The 18676-nt window shown below is 40.1% G+C and carries 17 protein-coding genes; 6 read left to right on the top strand and 11 right to left on the bottom strand.

What is annotated here, in order from left to right; all coding sequences use genetic code 11:
• Window positions 1-97 precede the first annotated feature (97 nt).
• From IM485_RS08160 to IM485_RS08150, 4 genes are all read left to right on the top strand, one after another.
• Window positions 98-265, top strand: coding sequence for a hypothetical protein (locus IM485_RS08160; protein WP_192575997.1), 168 nt, complete (start codon window positions 98-100; stop codon window positions 263-265).
• 32 nt (window positions 266-297) lie between these two features.
• Window positions 298-417 (top strand): ribbon-helix-helix domain-containing protein, encoded by a 120-nt coding sequence (locus tag IM485_RS22930; RefSeq protein ID WP_416209698.1) that lies wholly within the window; start codon window positions 298-300, stop codon window positions 415-417.
• Between the two features lie 188 nt (window positions 418-605).
• The gene (locus tag IM485_RS08155) at window positions 606-764 is read left to right on the top strand and encodes a hypothetical protein (protein ID WP_238142016.1); all 159 of its coding nucleotides are present in this window, start codon (window positions 606-608) and stop codon (window positions 762-764) included.
• Complete coding sequence (locus tag IM485_RS08150; protein WP_046663010.1) at window positions 761-1177, top strand: type II toxin-antitoxin system VapC family toxin; 417 nt, start codon at window positions 761-763, stop codon at window positions 1175-1177. Before IM485_RS08155 ends, IM485_RS08150 begins: the two co-directional genes overlap by 4 nt.
• 74 nt (window positions 1178-1251) lie before the next feature.
• On the opposite strand, the gene IM485_RS08145 is transcribed toward IM485_RS08150, so the two are convergent.
• The 6 genes from IM485_RS08145 to IM485_RS08120 all read right to left on the bottom strand — a co-directional run bounded on the left by IM485_RS08145 (window position 1252) and on the right by IM485_RS08120 (window position 8307).
• A complete protein-coding gene (locus IM485_RS08145; RefSeq protein WP_104396865.1) occupies window positions 1252-1653 on the bottom strand; it encodes a hypothetical protein in 402 nt (133 codons plus the stop codon).
• A 194-nt stretch (window positions 1654-1847) separates the two neighbouring features.
• A complete protein-coding gene (locus IM485_RS08140) occupies window positions 1848-2357 on the bottom strand; it encodes a HEAT repeat domain-containing protein (protein WP_002782678.1) in 510 nt (169 codons plus the stop codon).
• A gap of 1 nt (window position 2358) precedes the next feature.
• Window positions 2359-5493 (bottom strand): HEAT repeat domain-containing protein, encoded by a 3135-nt coding sequence (locus tag IM485_RS08135; RefSeq protein WP_287742366.1) that lies wholly within the window; start codon window positions 5491-5493, stop codon window positions 2359-2361.
• A gap of 230 nt (window positions 5494-5723) precedes the next feature.
• Window positions 5724-6068 carry a hypothetical protein gene (locus IM485_RS08130; RefSeq protein ID WP_002790843.1) on the bottom strand — a complete coding sequence of 115 codons (345 nt, stop codon included), beginning with the start codon at window positions 6066-6068 and terminating at the stop codon, window positions 5724-5726.
• An 81-nt stretch (window positions 6069-6149) separates the two neighbouring features.
• Complete coding sequence (locus IM485_RS08125; RefSeq protein ID WP_287742363.1) at window positions 6150-6884, bottom strand: M15 family metallopeptidase; 735 nt, start codon at window positions 6882-6884, stop codon at window positions 6150-6152.
• 31 nt (window positions 6885-6915) lie between these two features.
• Window positions 6916-8307, bottom strand: coding sequence for an NAD-dependent malic enzyme (locus IM485_RS08120; protein ID WP_287742361.1), 1392 nt, complete (start codon window positions 8305-8307; stop codon window positions 6916-6918).
• Between the two features lie 212 nt (window positions 8308-8519).
• Here IM485_RS08120 and pip point away from each other — a divergent pair, with 212 nt between their 5' ends.
• Window positions 8520-9470 (top strand): prolyl aminopeptidase, encoded by a 951-nt coding sequence (gene pip / locus IM485_RS08115; protein ID WP_287742359.1) that lies wholly within the window; start codon window positions 8520-8522, stop codon window positions 9468-9470.
• Window positions 9471-9475: 5 nt separating this feature from the next.
• Here the strand turns inward: pip and IM485_RS08110 are convergent, their stop codons facing one another.
• The 4 genes from IM485_RS08110 to IM485_RS08095 all read right to left on the bottom strand — a co-directional run bounded on the left by IM485_RS08110 (window position 9476) and on the right by IM485_RS08095 (window position 16721).
• Window positions 9476-11641 carry an O-linked N-acetylglucosamine transferase, SPINDLY family protein gene (locus IM485_RS08110; protein WP_287742357.1) on the bottom strand — a complete coding sequence of 722 codons (2166 nt, stop codon included), beginning with the start codon at window positions 11639-11641 and terminating at the stop codon, window positions 9476-9478.
• A gap of 12 nt (window positions 11642-11653) precedes the next feature.
• Entirely contained in the window at window positions 11654-13813 is a 2160-nt protein-coding gene (locus IM485_RS08105; RefSeq protein WP_287742355.1) for an O-linked N-acetylglucosamine transferase, SPINDLY family protein, read from the bottom strand.
• Between the two features lie 17 nt (window positions 13814-13830).
• Window positions 13831-15981, bottom strand: a complete 2151-nt coding sequence (locus tag IM485_RS08100) for an O-linked N-acetylglucosamine transferase, SPINDLY family protein (RefSeq protein ID WP_287742353.1) — start codon at window positions 15979-15981, stop codon at window positions 13831-13833.
• Window positions 15982-16229: 248 nt separating this feature from the next.
• Entirely contained in the window at window positions 16230-16721 is a 492-nt protein-coding gene (locus IM485_RS08095; protein WP_409817337.1) for a c-type cytochrome, read from the bottom strand.
• A 28-nt stretch (window positions 16722-16749) separates the two neighbouring features.
• Between IM485_RS08095 and IM485_RS08090 the strand changes: the two genes are divergently transcribed.
• Complete coding sequence (locus IM485_RS08090; RefSeq protein WP_287742351.1) at window positions 16750-17811, top strand: mechanosensitive ion channel family protein; 1062 nt, start codon at window positions 16750-16752, stop codon at window positions 17809-17811.
• Between the two features lie 44 nt (window positions 17812-17855).
• On the opposite strand, the gene IM485_RS08085 is transcribed toward IM485_RS08090, so the two are convergent.
• The gene (locus IM485_RS08085) at window positions 17856-18536 is read right to left on the bottom strand and encodes a GerMN domain-containing protein (protein ID WP_104396859.1); all 681 of its coding nucleotides are present in this window, start codon (window positions 18534-18536) and stop codon (window positions 17856-17858) included.
• Between the last annotated feature and the right edge of the window lie 140 nt (window positions 18537-18676).

Below are 18676 nucleotides of genomic sequence, written 5' to 3'. Positions count from 1 at the left end.
GAAAGAATTAGGGATAGGAGCGAGCTTACTAGGAATTATTATTAATAAGTGAGAGATGGTGCGGCGAACTTTTTCGAGCTAAAACCATGAAAAGCTTATGCTATATGGATTTCAGCCTTCTTGTCCCCCTGTCAGCAATTACCTATGTCACTACGCCATTGGCAAAGCTCGAATCGTAGCCAAAGAACGAGGCTATAATTGGGATACCATGACGGAAGAAGAAAAAGAAGAGTTTATCGATAATATCGTTCACGAACCATCATAATATCCACCGAATTATACCGAGTTTATTTTACCATGAATATTACCTTAAATCCCGAATTAGAACAATTAATTAACTCTCAATTAGCGACAGGAAACTATAACAGCATTGAAGATTTATTAAAAGACGCTTTGTTAAATTTAGCGGACAAATAAAACCGTCAGACTTTAAGCAAAAAAGTTAAAGAACTCTTTGATAAAACTCAATCCTTAGCCGGCGTTCAGGATATTACCGAAAAAGATATCGCCGCAGAAATTGAAGCCTATCGGAGAGAGGACTTAAAAGAAAAATGGACTATAGCGGTGTGCAGTCGTATGAGGTACAGTGTCACGAGCTATAAACCATGCTAGGCAAGGCTTGGTCTGTATCTCACTCAAGCGCTTACCGCTATAAATGGTTTCAAGAAGTTGAAGAAATGGCATTGACTGGCTCTGAAATTAGCGAAAAGGACTATGAAAATATTTTGATGGATAAATATAAACAACAGGGATTGATCCTATGATACTGTGCGATACTGTTCCTTTATTCTGTTCGGTAGATAAATCTCAACCACGACATCAAGCAGTTAAAATTTTTATCGAGAATGAGTCCTCTTATCTAATAACAACTTGGTCTTGTTTTACTGAATCCATGTATCTCTGCTTGAAACGTGGGGGATGGTCGATGCAAGCTCAACTCGGTAAATTGCTATTGAAGAAAATGGTACGGTTAGCCTCGATCGAAGAAAAAGATTATCCTCGATTACTGTCACTGATGGAAAAATATAAAGATCGCCCAATGGATTTAGCTGATGCGACTTTAGTAGTAACGGCTGAGAATTTAAAAATCAAACTAATTTTAACCTTCGATTCCGATTTTTTCTTTTATCGAATTAACGATTCCCAAGCATTTGAGGTGATCGATCTATACAATTGATAGATTTAAATCATGTTGATCATGGAATAATTCCGATTTAATCGTTTCTAACTAATAAGATTGAGATGCTTTATTTAATCACTTAAATTAGCAGTTTCTAGCCATTTTTTACCCATTTCAATCGGAATACCGAGGGGAGGACAGAGAATTTTAATTAATTCAATTCCTCCCGTGATTAAAATGTTTCTTAGGCGAAAATTTTTCTTGATTTCTGCGTCAACTTGTGCGACAAAAGTTTGTTTTTCAATTTCGGTATTAGTGGGATAAGTTTGGGTGATTTGGCTGATAAGTTGTTGGATTTCTTGGGCGGCTTCGGCTAAATTTTGGGGTGTGGCGTAATTATGTTGAACGGCTTTTTGATCTCCTTGCACCGTATCGGCAAAGTTAGCAATATTTGCTCCACGAAGGTCATATTTAGGAGTTTCTGACATAGGATTAAAAGATTGAGGATTACTGATGAGAATTATAGCATCCATAATGGCAAAACTGACACCATTTCTCTGAATGAAAGCGATACGTCGAATTCAAGTCCCCCTTAGAAAGAGGGATTTAGGGGGATCAAAATAAGGATTGAGCGGCTTTAATCCGAATACTTGGGTTCTTGTCTGTGAATAGTCTTTTGGCAAGAGTTCTGATAATTAAATCGAGGGATTCTGTACTCAATTTCATATCAGTTTACTGCATAACGAGAGCCAATTTTACCGAGGGCATCAACAGCACTGAAACGAACGCTATCATCTTCATCGTAACAAACATTTACTAGATCAGGAATAACATCTTCTAGTCCAATTTCACCCAAAGCAATTGTGGCTGTGACACGAACTTTTACTTCCGTATCTTGTAGGGATTGAATGAGATAGGATATTGCTTTTTCACCACCAATTTTTCCGAGAGATTCCGCCGTGATTATCCGAATATCGGGATTAGTATCAGATAAGCAGGAAGCTAGATAAGGAATTGCGGATTCATTGCCAATTTCTCCTAAAGCTCGAATCAGATTTAGGCGAACATTAAGATCATTTTCTCCTATTAAATGGGATACTAAGGTGTCGGCAAGGCTGCTATTGCCAATTTTGCCCAAGGCTTCGGCAGCTTTAGCGCGGATCTGGGGGAGAGAATCGTTGAGTTTATTCAATAAAGTATTGATGGCGATTTGGGTGTTATTAAGTTGCTGAACCATGTTATTTTTTCTCTGGGTTATTGTTATTAGGTTGCTGGGGATAATTCTGTTGGTTTCCTTGCACATTATGAGCTAAATTGCCAATAGTAGCTCCTCTGAAATCATAGGTAATAGATGAGGTTTCAGAGGTTGGGGATTGAGTGGAGTAAGAAATAGATTCAGGGAGGGGGTGATAGTATTTAAGTTTGTTTTGAATTGTGTCTAGTGCTTTTCTAGCTTGAGAGAGAGTATAGCCATTATTTAATGTGACAAAATCAGGATTTTTCAGGCATTTGATAAGTTCAGTCATCGCTGTTTCTGAGCTAATCTTACCCAAAGCGAAGGCTGCATTCGAACGAACAGCACTATTAGAGTCTTTTAAAGCCTTGAGTAACCCCGGAATGGCTGTTTCTGAGCCAATTTTACCCAAAGCCTCGGCTGCGTTCCCACGAACATCCTTATCAGAGTCTTCTAAAGCCTTGAGTAACCCCGCAATGGCTGTTTCTGAGCCAATCTTAGCCAAAGCCTCGGCTGCGTCACTACGAACAAACCTATCAGAGTCTTCTAAAGCCTTGAGTAACCCCGGAATGGCTGTTTCTGAACCAATCTTACCCAAAGCCGCGGCTGCCTCCCTACGAACAAACCCATCAAAGTGTTCTAAAGCCTTGAGTAACCCCGGAATGGCTTTTTCCGAGCCAATCTTACCCAAAGCCTCGGCTGCGTTCCAACGAACATACCAATCAGAGTGTTCTAAAGCCTTGAGTAACCCCGGAATGGCTGTTTCTGAGCCAATCTTACCCAAAGCGAAGGCTGCCTCCTGAACATACCAATCAGAGTCGTCTAAAGCCTTGAGTAACCCCGGAATGGCTTTTTCCGAGCCAATCTTACCCAAAGCCTCGGCTGCGTTCCAACGAACATACCAATCAGAGTGTTCTAAAGCCTTGAGTAACCCCGGAATGGCTGTTTCTGAGCCAATTTTACCCAAAGCCTCGGCTGCGTTCCCACGAACATCCTTATCAGAGTCTTCTAAAGCCTTGAGTAACCCCGCAATGGCTGTTTCTGAGCCAATTTTACCCAAAGCCTCGGCTGCGTCACTACGAACATTCTCATCAGAGTGTTCTAAAGCCTTGAGTAACTCCGCAATGGCTGTTTCTGAGCCAATCTTAGCCAAAGCTAAGGCTGCCTTCCGACGAACATTCTCATCAGAGTGTTCTAAAGCCTTGAGTAACTCCGCAATGGCTGTTTCTGAGCCAATCTTAGCCAAAGCCTCGGCTGCGTTCTCACGAACAGAACCATAAGAGTCTTCTAAAGCCTTGAGTAACTCCGGAATGGCTGCTTCCGAGCCAATCTTACCCAAAGCGAAGGCTGCGTTCCAACTAACATGCTCATCAGAGTGTTCTAAAGCCTTGAGTAATCCCGGAATGGCTGTTTCTGAGCTAATATTACCCAAAGCCTCGGCTGCGTCACTACGAACAAACCTATCAGAGTCTTCTAAAGCCTTGAGTAACCCCGGAATGGCTGTTTCTGAACCAATCTTACCCAAAGCCGCGGCTGCGTTCCCACGAACAACCCCATCAGAGTCTTCTAAAGCCTTGAGTAACCCCGCAATGGCTGTTTCTGAGCCAATTTCACCCAAAGCCGCGGCTGCGTTCCCACGAACAACCCCATCAGAGTCTTCTAAAGCTTGACTTAACTGATTAACAACTTGATTAGACTTTGTTAATCCCAATAACTCCACCTTAAACTGTTTCGGCACATCCAACCCAAGCACTAACCCCACTGTCTGCTTTTGAAACTTAAAGTTGACTTCTCCTGCTAACCTCGCTCCTAATTTTAAATCAATCTCTAAACCTAATTTAACCACCCGTTTTGCTTGGGTTTCATTATCCAATAACCCCAGCAGCAACGCCATAGGTTCCGTCCATTTGAGATAATTCAAATAGTCCCACTGTAACTGCTCATCCCTGAGATGGGGTAACTTTTTCTTTAATTCCTCAGCCGTGTAATACTCTTGGATGAGTTGGTGGCGAAAAGCAATTTTATCATTACCTTCTAGGTGAATTAGATGATATTTCAATAAATCCTTTAACCACTGCTTACTGTAATATTCTGGGAATCCTTTATTTTTGATAAATTTGCTTAATTCTTCCTCTGCTTCTGTTCGGGAAATAGCCACCTGAATCTCTGTTTTTGACTCCCCTTGGGTCATTTTCCACGCTAACACTTGCAGCAATTCTCGCCACCAATCCCGCGATTCTTGGTAAGTAGGAACATCTGCTTTTAATTTCTTGTCATAAATTCCTGTAAAAATCTGGAAAACTAAGCCCAAATTAGCAGGAATTTTGTTCTGATTATTATCAAAAACTGAACAAAGCATCCACAAAAGCAGGGGAGTTTCTCCCAATTCCTTGAGACGATTTCCCAACTGTTTAAGCATTTCTTCGCCTTTTTCAGGCAAATAGGCCTTGACAAAATCCCGCATCTGTGGTTCAGTCAGGGGGAGCATTTCCAGCTTTTTTTCAATGTTTAAGTCGTCGCTGCCTAAATCCCTTGTGGTGAAAATCATCGAAATTTCTGCATACTGCTGGCGAAAGTTTTTTAAATTCTGTCGCGCAGTATCTGAGGGCAATTCATTGATACCATCAAATAATAATAATGGTCTAAAATTCTGATTTTCTAACAGCCAACTTTCTAGGGTATTACTATCAATAATTAATTTATGGCGTTTCAGGAATTGTAAAATTAAATCAAGAATTGAGGTTTCATACAAGCGTAATTCGATGAGAATGGGAATTTGAATGATTTTAGCTTGATTTTGTTGATTTGGGTGCAAGCTTTGCGCTCCTACAGATTCTTCTAATAATAATCTGGCTAAAGCGGTCGATTTTCCTGAACCGGGACGACCTTTTAAAAGAACGTGATTAGTCGCATACTTGCGTAAAAGTTTTAAAACTTTTTCGGGTTTTTCTGGTCTTTCTGCTCTTTCTTGTGGGTTTTGTGGTTCTTTTTCAATCGTCTGCACCTGCAAATCCATTAAAGGTGCAGTTTTCGACGGGCGTGTTTTTCCCTCTACGTCCGTGAGGGTGTAAAATGTCTCCCACTGGGCGTACTTTTCCGAGTCCGAGATTGATTTGAGATAGGGAGTCCAGTCAATCATTGATGCTGTCAAGTATTTAAATTACCTGTTGAGACGAGGAAAAAGGCAACCCCCCAACCCCTAGCAGGGGTAGGGTTGATTCATGAATCAACCCTACTATGAATCAACCCTACCTTGCTTATTTTTAATTGTAGGCTAAGAAGATTTGTTCATGACCTACAAGATAGAATCGGAGTTTCTGCATCCCTCTCTCCTGTCAGACCGGGAAAACCCCATCCGAATATAAACACTCACGCTGCCGTCGTACCTTGTTCCAAGCACTTTAGCGTATATCTGGCACGAGTTTTAAGAATTGTTAATTGATCTGTTTTTGCCAACAACTCATCTAACTCAGCTACTTCATCAGCGCAGAGTAAAGATTCTGCATTTCTCGTCACTAAATCATCTAAACGGGTTTGCTCTACGAGGGACAATTGACAACTTGCCAGCGCTTTTAATTCATCCACACTCAAACCCATCAAACAATCTTCATCGAGTCCTAATGAATTGGCAAATCGAGAATAGGTGTTCCAGTCTAATAAAACCCCAACTCGTTCCCCTTGCTCATTTGTTAAGTATTCTACCGGCTTGGACATATTAGAAACACTCACAATACAATATAATCCTATTTTAGTAATTAATTCCAGAAAATGCCATCGATCGCCGATAAGGTTATCTTATTTTTGTTTTCCTAATTGTTGGGCCTTATAAAAAGTTTCTAAACTGTGACTATCCCCGACAAAACGCCAGTGCCAGGGTTCATAATTAATACCCTGGGGATTATTTTCGGGGAAAGATAACTCGAAACTATACTGGGCAGCGTTATTTTGCAACCAACGAAAAGCGGCAGTATTAGCAAAACTGCTACTTAAATTCGTTGCGGGAGCGCGACCATCGCCAATATCGATCGCATAACCGGTATGATGTTCGCTGTAACCCGGAGGTGCGCTCACTTCTGCTCGTTTGCGGGTTTGCTGATTGCGTTGTTTTTTAACTTCAAAAAAGAGCTTTTCTTGGGTTGCTTTTGATCGAAATGCGGAAATCGGCATTAAAATCACCCCCGACCTTCTCGCGTCACTCTGCATCTCGATAAAAGCCTTGGCTGCCGGTTTCCTTAAACGCATAGCACCATCCCCAGTAATGGGGGCTAATTCCGTCTCCGGGGCCTCTTGATAGGGTAAATGACCTAGAATGTTCTCAATGGGGCTAGGAGTGGCTTTAATGGGGGGGGAGGGGTTAATAACCGGTTTTTTTACGGTAGCAGGGGGACGATTCAAGACTGCTATGGCAATTATGCCAGTTCCCACCAGAGCAAGTAAACCGCTTGCGATCGCTATGAGACCATTAGGATTAGTAGTTTTTGTGTACTGGTTGTCCCGCAAAGCTTCGGGAATATCATCGATCGGTTTCACGGTTTACTTGCCCTCCTGCACGATAATTACATTATTCCCCGGCCACTCCATCTTGACGAGCAGCCTGTTGAACGGCGGCGGCCACAGCCGTAACTACACGACCATCAAAAACCGAGGGAATAATATTCTCTCGATCGAGATTAGCAGGAGTGATCAAAGAAGCGATCGCTTTGGCCGCTTCCAGATACATATTATCGGTGATTGCCCTAGCGCGACAGTCCAGGGCCCCGCGAAATAATCCGGGGAAAGCGAGAACATTGTTAATCTGATTGGGATAATCGCTGCGTCCGGTAGCCACCACGGCCACTAAATCATTGATTAATTCCGGTTGAATTTCGGGAATGGGATTAGCCATGGCAAACACGATCGCATTTTTAGCCATTCCCTTGACCATTTCGGGAGTCAATACCCCCGGTGCGCTCACCCCCAAGAAAACATCAGCGCCTTTGAGAGCATCCCCTAGCTTACCACTGGCGGCCACGGCCCAAGCTTGTTTTTCTGGGGTTAAATCGTCCCGGTTTTGGGAGAGGATACCAAGGGAATCACAGAGGGTTATATCTGTGGCTCCTGCGGTTTTAAAGAGAGTAGCGATGGCGATTCCCGCCGCACCTGCACCATTAATGACGATTTTGACTGTATCAAGCGATTTTTTGACAAATTTGAGGGCATTAATCAGGGCAGCCAGGGAAACGATCGCTGTACCGTGTTGATCATCGTGGAAAACGGGAATATTTAATTCCGCTCGCAGACGTTTCTCGATTTCAAAACAGCGGGGAGCGCCGATATCCTCTAGGTTAATACCCCCAAAAACCGGGGCGATTCTTTTGACGGTTGCAATGATTTCTTCGGGGTCCTGGGTGGCTAAACAGATGGGAAAAGCATCAATTCCGGCGAATTCCTTGAATAACATCGCTTTCCCTTCCATGACTGGCAAGGCAGCCTCTGGCCCGAGATTTCCTAATCCTAATACCGCGCTACCATCGGTCACTACAGCGACGGTGTTGCCCTTGATGGTCAATGAGTACACCAGTTCGGGTTGGTGAGCGATAGCGGTGCAGATGCGACCAACTCCGGGGGTGTAGGCCATGGCCAGGTCATCTTGGGAGGTGAGGGGAATACGACTCTCAATGGAGATTTTACCCCGACGATGGAGATCGAAGGTGCGATCGGAAACTTTCAGAAGTTTAACATCTGGTAGAGCTTTAACCGCAGCGATAATCTGTTCCGCTTGGTCGGTACTAGCGGCATCAACCATAATCTCGCGGGTGCTAATCTTTAAATTGCGTTCGATCAGAGAAATTTGCCCTAAATTCCCCCCCACATCGGCGATCGCATTGAGGACAGAAGCGAAGGTTCCCGCTTGATTGGGGATTTCTATCTTGAGACTTAGACTATAGCTAGGATTGGGCGTTAAATGAACCATGCTGAAGGCTTCCAATACTGATAAATATTGATTATCTTCTATCTGTGAGAGACTTTGGTATCTAATCGTGCAGTTTCTTTAGCTATTAGGGTCTCTCTGGGCCTAACACCAGTGGGACCGAGGGAGTCAAACTAGGTCCTGTTTAAAAGGTGTGGGGTGTGGGGAGATGGCAAATTAGGTTAGACTTCATCTTGATGAGAAAGGCTGTAAATATGACTAGAGAATTATATCCGGCGATCGATCCCTATTGTACTGGTTACTTAAAAGTATCGGCTCTCCACACAATTTATTATGAAGAAGTGGGCAATCCCCAGGGTAAACCGGTAGTATTTCTCCATGGCGGGCCCGGAGGTGGTATTGAAGGGATTTATCGTCAGTATTTCGATCCGCAGAAATGGAGAATTGTCCTTTTTGATCAACGGGGTTGCGGTAAAAGTACCCCTCACGCTGAGTTAAGAGAAAATAACACTTGGCTGTTAGTGGCAGATATCGAAAAACTACGAGAATTATTAAAAATCGAGCGCTGGGTAGTTTTTGGCGGTAGTTGGGGAAGTACCCTATCTTTAGCCTACAGTCAAACCCATCCTGAACGATGTTTAGGCTTAATTTTGCGCGGAATTTTTCTACTGCGAGAAAAAGAATTAAAATGGTTTTATCAAGAGGGAACCAGTTATATTTTTCCCGATATTTGGCAGAATTATTTAGCACCTATTCCCCCGGAAGAAAGGGGAGATTTGCTGGCCGCTTATTATCGGCGCCTGACTAGCGATAACCCCCAAATCCGTCTAGAAGCTGCCAAAGCTTGGTCAATTTGGGAGGGAAGTACCAGCAAATTAATTCCTGCGGACAATTTAATCGAGAGATTCGGTCAGGATAATTTTGCCGAAGCTTTTGCACGCATTGAATGCCATTATTTTGTCAATAAGGGTTTTTTAGAAACGGATAACCAACTGATCGAAAATGTTGATAAGATCCGCCATATTTCCGCGGTTATCGTGCAAGGACGTTATGATATTGTTTGTCCGATGATTTCTGCTTGGGAATTACATCAAGCTTGGCCGGAAGCGGAATTTATCATTGTTCCCGATGCGGGACATTCGATGACAGAAGTGGGAATTCGTAGTGCTTTAATTGAGGCTACCGATAAATTTGTTAACTTATAAATCACCTAATAATCGTGATGATTTTGCCAAATTTGTTCGTAGGCTTTTTCCATATCTATCGTAAATTTTTTGGCATTCCAGAGGGTAGATATATGACGAGATTGACGTAATTGATAACCGATTTCTTCCCTTAAATTTTCATCTAATCCTAACTTAATTCCCCACTGCACATATTCTTCATCATTCCAAGCTATACCCTGACTAATGCCGGCATTTTTCATAAAAGTATAGCTATTACGGGCTGCAAATTGTTCACCAACCCTAGTGACTAAAGGAATCCCCATCCAGAGGGTTTCTAGGGTTGTGGTAGCACCATTATAGGGATAGGTATCGAGAACTATATCAGCAATTCCTAGATTAGCGCGATGGGTTTCCTCATTGAAATCATTGGGCAAAAATCTTAATCTATCTTGACTAATTCCCAATTTGTCGGCACTTTTGAGAAATAATTCTCGAATGGTTTCTTTGTCGGCAAAACCTTTGATTAAAAGATAGCTATTAGGAACCTGTTGGAGAATCTGCAATTGCAGACAAATCATGTTTAAGGTGCGTTTTAATCCCGATTGCACGGTCAGATAAATAATAGCATCATCGGGAATATTTAAATCAGTTCTTCTCCTAGTGGGAACACCCACTTCAAAACCATCCACGGATAAATAAGAGTTAGGAAGTCGGATAATTTTTTCTGAATAAATTTCTTCAGCATTTTTGGGTAAAACGTAGTTATCGGCAATAAAATAATCAATAGCAGGAATTCCCGACGCATCTAATCCTAACCAAGTTACTTGTATCGGTGCTGGTTTTAAGGCCATTACTAGATAAGTTGTATTATTGGTTAAGCTATCAATATCCACTAGAATATCTAAGTTATCTTGACGAATTTGGGCAGTTATTTGTTCAATTTTTGCTGGCAAGTTATAGCTATAATCTGAGTTATTTTTAAACCATTTTTGAGTAATTTCGTCTGCTGCTTGGTTGACAAAATAGGTGTAAATTTCAAATTTATCTCGATTATGATAGTGAAATAACCAGCGACTTAACCAACCCACAGAATGACGACGGAGAGTATGGGCAATATAACCAATTTTTATTTTTCTTGCTGGAGATTTTGGAGAAGAAACAGGAGCAATATATTTATAGCGGGTTCTTACATCTGCTTGAAAAATTTCTGCTAGTTTACTTTGTAAATAGCGATTAATTTTGGGATTATCTTGATAGTAGGGAAGACAGCTAGTAACTCCCAAAATAGAGTCGATAATGAAGGGAAGTGCATTAAATTGTTTGGCATTAATTTGTCCCTCGATTAATTGTATTAATTCATCGATAAATTTAGGTAAATTTCCCCAGTCTCCCTTAGCTTGTAAAATACCAATCACTAGAGAAATTCCCAAGAGCTTTTCAGTAGTTGTCTGGCAACTTTTATAAAAATTATCGGCAATTTCTAGAGATTTTTTATAGTCAACAGTGGTGGTTTTATAAAGATTAAACAAACTATTTTGTAGGTATAAATCCTCCGGTAGAAAGCGCAAACAAAGTTCTACTAAATTAATGGCAAATACACTTTGCTTTTGTTGATAAGCATAATTGACAATTGCTGAGATAACTTTGGCCGCAATTATTTCTGGATTATTGATATGTAAGGCTGCTAATTCTAAAAAGTGGATGGTATCAGTACAGGGGTAGATTAAAACCTTTTCCGTCACTCGCAGCAGTAAATCAAGATTAATTGCTGCTGTAGCTGTATTTTCTAACAGTTCAAATACACACCAATCATTGAACTTTTCCATCGCAAAAATTTGGAATTGTATTTCTAATTCCATCAGATGCAGGAGATTATTTAAAAAACTAGGATTAAGATTTTGTAGCTGCAATCGAATTAGATAACTTGTCTCTAATCTTTGGGAATTTTCTTGTCTGGTTGCCTCTGCATCCAAGATTTGAGTTAAAGTTTCTATCCACCCCGATAATTCTGATTCGGCTGCTTGACTCAATACCAGTAACCAAGTAGCTTGTGCGTCTTCTTCTCTATCTTGTAAAAGATAGGCTAATCCTAGATAAAAATAATCCTCAATCACCAGAGAATTGGTTTCAATTAATTGTTCATAAAACTGCACTACTCTTTGATAATTGTTGTCATTTAAATGGGTTTGTATGTCTTGATGCCATTGCATAGTTTTTATCCGCTAAGATTGACAATAAATATTCCACATTTGCCGATAAGCAGTTTCTAAATCTCTGGTAAATTGTTTGGCATTCCAGAGGGGAGATGTATGACGAGACTTTCGGAGTTTCCAACGGACTTCTTCTCTTAAATTTTTATCCAATCCTAACTTAATTCCCCACTGCACATATTCTTCATCACTCCAAGCTATACCCTCAGTTATTCCCGCATTCATCATTAAAGTATAACCGTTACGGGATGACCATTGTTGCCCCACTTTAACCACGAGAGGAATTCCCATCCAGAGGGTTTCTAAGGTGGTTGTACCACCATTAAAGGGATAGGTGTCCAAAACCACATCAGCGATGGCTAAATTTGCCCTGTAGGTTTCCGTCTGATAGAGAGGAAGCATCTTAATTCGATTAGTTTCTACCCCAACTTCTGCGGCAATTTGACAGAATAAATCCCAGAGGGAATTATCATCAGCAACTCCTTGAATCAGGAAATAACTATTAGGTACAGATTTAATGATTTGCATTTGTAAGCGAATCATCGCAGGATTACGCTTAATTGCAGTTTGAGAACTTAGGTAAATAACCGCATCGTTATTAATACCTAAATCTTCTCTTCGCAGGGTAGGAACGGCTATTTCAAAACCATCCACAGCGACAAAAGCATGAGGTAAACACCAGATTTTTTCTTGATAATATTCTTGGGCATTTTCTGGCAATACATAAGGATCCGCTAAAAGATAATCTACTGCGGGTAAACCAGAACCATCAAAACCTAACCAGTTAACTTGAATAGGAGCAGGTTTTAAGGCAATAACTTGGACAACCATTGGTCCAGTACCACTATCTAAGTCCACAAGAATATCGATGTTATCTTCTTTAATTTTGCGGTAGGTTGCTAGGGAATCAGCAGTAGCATGATAGATTTTATCTGCGGGATTAGAAAACCATTGTTTCGTTATTTCATCCACAGGTTGATTCACCATATAAAGGTGAATATCAAACTGTTCACGATTGTGATAATTAATAGTCCAACGACTCAATAAACCCACGGGATGACGTTTTAAGGTTTGGGCAATGTAACCAATTTTAAGTTTTTTATCAGGATTATATTCTCTAGGTTTGTCAAAACTTTCCTCCTGAAAACCCAGCATTTCTTTGTAGGTTTCTTGAAAAAAACTACCAATCTGACTTAAAAGCGGTCGATTCTCTTTCGGGTTATCTTCATAGTAAGAAATCGGGTTCATGACTGTTAGTAAAGCTCCCCGAACTAAGGGATGTATATCTTTAGTCTTTTCTTTTAGAAATTCTTGAATTAAGTGTTTATAATCTTGACAAATACTGGGAATATCATTCCATTTTGAGGCTCGTAAAGAACCGCTAAAGAGGAGCGATTGACTAAACATTTTTAAATCAATTGTTTGACTTTTTTCTTTCAACTTATTGACTAAACTTATTGCTTTTTCATAGTCAGGTACAGCAACATAAAACCAAAATAAATTAACTGCTAAGTACCAATTTTCTGCATAAAGGGGAAGAAAAGCTTCCGCTAAGTCAACGGAATAAGTAGGTTGATATTTCTCAAAAGCAAAGTGTCGGGTGACAGTGATGACGTAATTAAGTAATTCTGGAGAATTGCCAAGATAGGGTAAACTTAACCGAACTAATTCTATGGTATATTCATGAGCGTAAGGTATAACGGCAATTACTACCCGTTCCAATAATTGAGAGTTAACTGAACCCTGGGTAATTAATTCTAGTATTTGCCATTCTTGCAGTTGTTGAGGATCAAATCTATTTAATTTAATTTCAACGAGGGTTAAATGCAGTAAATTATCGAGATAACTAGGATTAATTTCCTGTAGATGTTTACGAATTAACCAACTAATTTCTAGATTTTCTAACTCTAATTGTCGGTTAGCTTCGGTAGTTAAAATATTGCTTAATTCTAGCATCCATGAATCAGTTTCCTGTTCATCTCCTTGAGTGAACACAAATAACCAAGTAGCTTGTGCTTGTTCTTCTTTTGCCTGTAAAAGATAGGATAATCCTAAATACCAATAATGACTAATTTCTGTGGTTTCTTTTTCTATCAGTTCTTCGTAAAACTGACTAACAATATCGTATTGATTGTTTTCTAAAGCGGTTTTAACTTCATTTTGCCAAGACATGATTTAATTCTCCCTGATTAACTTTCACAATAGATTTGCCACATTTGACGATAGGTGCTTTCCACATTTTTAGTAAACTGACGTGCATTCCAAATCGGTGAATTTTTTCTAGATTCGTCTAATTTAGCGATAACTTTGCGTCTCAACTGTTCATCCTTACCTAACTTAATTCCCCAATCGATATACTCCTCATCACTCCAAGCGATACCTTCACTAATTCCCGCATTAACCATTAAAGTATAACTATTTCTCGATGACCATTGTTGACCAACTTTTGTCACCAAAGGAATCCCCATCCACAGCACATCTAAAGTTGTCATTCCTCCCGTAAAAGGATAGGTATCTAAAACCACATCAGCTATTCTTAAATTTGCTCGATAAATTCCTGTGGGATAGAGAGGGAAGATTTTTAATCTCTCATAATTAATTCCTTCTTCCTCGGAAACTTTGAAAAATAATTTTTCTACTGATTTAGCATCACTTAACCCTTGAATACTCAAATAACTATTAGGAACTGCCTTTAAAACTTGTAGCTGAAGTCGAATAGTTTCAGGGTTACGTTTAATCCCCGTTTGTACGGTTAAGTAATTAATTGCATCCTCTGGAATCCCTAAATCATCTCTTCGGAGAGAGGGGTAAGCAACCTCGACACCATCCACACAAATATAGGAATTAGGTAAGCGCCAAATTTTTTCTCGGTAATATTCCTGTGCATCTGCTGGTAAAACGTAATTATCAGCAAGATAGTAATCGATTGCTGGAATTCCTGACGCGTCAAAACCTAACCAAGTTACTTGTATTGGTGCGGGTTTTAGTGCCATGACTTGACAAGTTGTGTTATTAGTGATACTGTCTAAATCTACCAAAATATCAATATTATCTTGACTAATTTTTTCAGCAATTACTTGAGGATCAATCGGTAAGTTATAGCAAGCATTTACCTGATTTTTAAAACAATTTTCAGTGATGAAATCTTCTTTTTGAGATACTAGGTATAACGAGACGTGAAACTCATTATAGTCATGATACTTCATTAACCATCTAGAGATTAATCCAATAGAATGATTATATAAAGTATGGGCAATATAGCCAATTTTTAGAACTTTATTGGTATCCTTAATAGTCGATTTTTGCTGATAATTACAGTTAGAATTATTGCGAACATATTCCTGAAAAAGTTGACCTACACAATTACTAATATAACGGTTTTTTCTTGGGTTATCTTCTAGGTAAACTAGAGGGGATAAAATTGTTAGGTATGGTTTATCCAATAATCTTGGACATTCTCGGTTAGCGATACTTTTTTGCAAGGATTCTGTATATTCTTCAACATCTGCCTTAATATCGACCCAATTACCACTAAATAATTTGACATAAAGAGCAATAAAATCAGCGACAGCTTGAGAAGGCAACCCTTGACAACTTGTTTTTAATTGACTAGCTACTTGGATAGCAGCGGGAAAATCTCGATTATCAAAATAACATTGATAAAGTTCAGCTAACAGATAAATTTGCTCTGGTTCTACTGCTAAACAAGTATTAATAATATCAATAGCCAATGGTTTATTATTCATGGCTAGAGAAGGGACTTTAGCTTCTACTGCTTTGATAAAAGTTTGTCGCTGACAGTTAGATTGAAATATTGCCTCTAAGTAGGGGACAATTTCTGGTATCTGAGAATCGAGAAATTTTTCGAGAACTTCTGCTAATAAACTTGACTCGAGACTCTCGAAATTATTTGTTTTTAACACATCAACAAATAACCAAGCTTTTAACTGCTCTTTCTCGAAATAATTCAAATTAATTGCCAATAAAATAAACCGCAGCAAATTATCAATATTATCGGGACTAATCTCGCGAATATGTCCTCGAATTAACCAACTGGTTTCTAAATTGCCTAACTCTAACTGTCTTCGCGCTTCCCCATCCAAAATATTGACTAAATCTGCTGTCCACAGCATCACCTCCTGTTCATCCCCTTGACTGAGGACGAATAACCATGTGGTTTGTGCTTCTTCTTCCCTAGCTTCCAAAAGATAGGCTAATCCTAAATACCAATAATGACTAATTTCTAGGGGTTCTCTTTCTATCAGTTCTTCGTAAAACTGGCTAACTTGCCAGAAATCCCCTTGGATAATTGCCGGTTCAACTTGGGAATGCCAAGACATAAGTATTTATCGTTAAGTGTCTCTACTAGCGTACCCAAATATAAGCAAAATTTTTCTATATAAGTAAAATTTATCCATCGGTAAGGGGTTGGGTTTTGGGGTGGTCACTGCGTGCGCTTTGCGGGGGGTTTTAGGGTGTTAGGGTTTTGGGGTGTTAGGGTTTTAGTTGAAATTCCCCATTCCCCCATTCCCCCACTTCCCCACCCAGTTTCAACGCGTCCTAGCTTACCATCAATGTCAGCCAAGAGTCATTTTTTTGAAAGATTTTCTAAATAAACCAATAAATCGGCCATAGCTTGAGGATCGGGCTGAAATTTGGGCATGGGCGGAGTTTTACCACTAATTACCTGTTCAATCAGACTAATTCTCGATTTGCGATGGGAAACCTCCTCTAAACTTGGTCCGACGATGCCATCAGCAAACTGACCGTGACAAGCAGCACAGTTAATTTGAAAGATTTCGTAACCGCGACTGACATTACCTGGTCGGGATAACACCTCCTTAATGTAGGGATCCGACATCTTAGCCAGATGAAAAGCGATTAAAAAGGTGCTAATCAGCAAAAAAACCACGATTATAACCATTAAGAATCGATAAAGCCCGAATTTTGGTTTGACTAACTGACTATTCACGAAGGCCGCCGAAGGAAAGGTGAGTTTCTCTTTACATTTTGCAACTTTTTGCCCCAAAATTCCACCGCCGCTGCTAGAGATAGGCAAATGGAGAATAATATAAGACAAAAGTGCATCTTTTTCTAACCCTCTAGCAATGAACCTATTAACCAGACTGGAAGATTGGCCCTATATTATCCTACCTATCACCATCGTCCTCAGTTTCCTGCTGTTGGGATGGCTCGTAGAAAACCGCGTTGTCAGTCAACTTTTATCGATTGCCAGAGAAAAAAACCTGCGTTTCTCGGAAGGGGTTTTACGTTCCCTTCGTGGATTAAGCATACTTTGGTTCGGACTTTTGGGTTTAAATATTGCCCTCTCCCTTCCCAATCTTCCCCTCTTTCCTTACCTAATTCTCCTGAGCAAAAAATTGCTGCTAGTGGCTTTTTTAGCTTCAGCTACTTGGGTTATTGCCCAATTATCCGTGGAAATATTACGATTTTATACCACGGGAGATGATGGCATTTCTTCCCTAACTTCCCTATTTGAATTTCTCGCCAAAGTTCTGATTTTTAGCTGCGGTTTTTTGCTGATTTTAAGCTCGATTGGCATTTCGATAACTCCGATGCTTACTGCCTTTGGTATTGGGGGTGTTTCCCTCGGTTTAGCTCTCCAAAATACCCTAGCTAATTTAATGTCAGGTATTAATATTATCACTTCTAAAAAAGTTAGACCGGGAGATTATATTGAACTGAGAACGGGAGAAGCTGGTTATGTGCGAGATGTGGATTTAAGATGCACAGTAGTCGAAGAAATTACCAATAATCTTTTGGTTATTCCCAATGCTCAGATCATTTCTTCTAGTTTCCGTAACTATAGTTTACCAGATCACTCCCTACTGGTTCCCGTGGAAGTGGGCATTAGTTACGATAGTGACTTAGAAAAAGTCGAAAAAGTTACCCTAGAAGTTATACAAGAAATCACCCAGTTATTGCAACCTCACCTCGGTAACTATAAACCCTTGATCCTTTACCGCAAATTCGATTACTATAGCATTGTGCTAACAGTTTATCTCAAGGTGGTAGAAGAAGAGTTTTTTCAACATCTCACCATTAAACACGAATTTATTAAACTCCTACACCGACGCTATCAGCAAGAAGCAATTAAAATTCCCTATCCAATTCTTTTTCCCTATCCCCCCAGTAATCCCCCTAGTTAACCTCAATTCGCTATCGCAACAAACAATTTAAATGCGCGGACAACTTACAATTGATAATTCTCCTCAAAAAACTTACGAGTCATCGGTTGGGCAACTTCAATACCGTGGCCTTCTCCTAATAATTCTAGGGGTTTTCCTTCCACTTGAATCCAGACTTTGGCATTGGGATCCTCGGTAGTAGTAGTATAGATGATTTGTGCCAAACGACCGATTAACATATCAGGGCCATCATCATTACCAAACTCGCGCGAGAGATTAACCTTAATTCCCGTTTTATCTACTTTTAAATCCAGTAATTTAGTCCCGGAAGGAATAGTAGTCATATCCTGAGGATTACTTGGACCAGCTAATAGAATCTTCAATACTGCTGTTAACTCTTCCTCGCGGCTATCAGCTTTTTGAACGGTAATTTCTTTGCTGACTAATTGATTACCCGTATCGGTCACTTTTAACCAATAAACCTGTCGAGTTTCCCTAATAGGAATAGCTGCAGGAGTTGCTGTCGGACTTGTCTTCACCGGATTCGGAGAAACCGGTTCAACAATTGGTGATTGACTTATCGGCGCCGGAGTAGGAGATTCAATCGGGTTTTCGCTAGTTTTCTGGGAGGAAGATAGGTGATGGACGGCAAACCAAGCAGTGGATCCACCAGCAGTAAATAAAGCGAGGCCAATACCAATCATCCAAGGTAAAGAGATTTTATCACTAGAGCGAGAACTAGGCATAATTCAGTTATCAGTTATCAGTTATCAGTTATCAGTTATCAGTTATCAGTTATCAGTTATCAGTTATCAGTTATCAGTTATCAGTTATCAGTTATCAGTTATCAGTTATCAGTTATCAGTTATCAGTTATCAGTTATCAG

The organism is Microcystis sp. M169S2 (genome assembly GCF_020245865.1).
GTDB lineage: Bacteria > Cyanobacteriota > Cyanobacteriia > Cyanobacteriales > Microcystaceae > Microcystis > Microcystis ichthyoblabe_A.
This window is presented reverse-complemented; position numbering and strand designations above follow the sequence as displayed.

Excerpts from the sequence above, each read along its gene's own strand:
- IM485_RS08160 (WP_192575997.1), top strand. The coding sequence starts at position 98 with ATGCTATATGGATTTCAGCCTTCTTGTCCCCCTGTCAGCAATTACCTA.
- IM485_RS22930 (WP_416209698.1), top strand. The coding sequence starts at position 298 with ATGAATATTACCTTAAATCCCGAATTAGAACAATTAATTAACTCTCAA.
- IM485_RS08155 (WP_238142016.1), top strand. The coding sequence starts at position 606 with ATGCTAGGCAAGGCTTGGTCTGTATCTCACTCAAGCGCTTACCGCTAT.
- IM485_RS08150 (WP_046663010.1), top strand. The coding sequence starts at position 761 with ATGATACTGTGCGATACTGTTCCTTTATTCTGTTCGGTAGATAAATCT.
- IM485_RS08145 (WP_104396865.1), bottom strand. The coding sequence starts at position 1,653 with ATGGATGCTATAATTCTCATCAGTAATCCTCAATCTTTTAATCCTATG.
- IM485_RS08140 (WP_002782678.1), bottom strand. The coding sequence starts at position 2,357 with ATGGTTCAGCAACTTAATAACACCCAAATCGCCATCAATACTTTATTG.
- IM485_RS08135 (WP_287742366.1), bottom strand. The coding sequence starts at position 5,493 with ATGATTGACTGGACTCCCTATCTCAAATCAATCTCGGACTCGGAAAAG.
- IM485_RS08130 (WP_002790843.1), bottom strand. The coding sequence starts at position 6,068 with ATGTCCAAGCCGGTAGAATACTTAACAAATGAGCAAGGGGAACGAGTT.
- IM485_RS08120 (WP_287742361.1), bottom strand. The coding sequence starts at position 8,307 with ATGGTTCATTTAACGCCCAATCCTAGCTATAGTCTAAGTCTCAAGATA.
- pip (WP_287742359.1), top strand. The coding sequence starts at position 8,520 with ATGACTAGAGAATTATATCCGGCGATCGATCCCTATTGTACTGGTTAC.
- IM485_RS08110 (WP_287742357.1), bottom strand. The coding sequence starts at position 11,641 with ATGCAATGGCATCAAGACATACAAACCCATTTAAATGACAACAATTAT.
- IM485_RS08105 (WP_287742355.1), bottom strand. The coding sequence starts at position 13,813 with ATGTCTTGGCAAAATGAAGTTAAAACCGCTTTAGAAAACAATCAATAC.
- IM485_RS08100 (WP_287742353.1), bottom strand. The coding sequence starts at position 15,981 with ATGTCTTGGCATTCCCAAGTTGAACCGGCAATTATCCAAGGGGATTTC.
- IM485_RS08090 (WP_287742351.1), top strand. The coding sequence starts at position 16,750 with ATGAACCTATTAACCAGACTGGAAGATTGGCCCTATATTATCCTACCT.
- IM485_RS08085 (WP_104396859.1), bottom strand. The coding sequence starts at position 18,536 with ATGCCTAGTTCTCGCTCTAGTGATAAAATCTCTTTACCTTGGATGATT.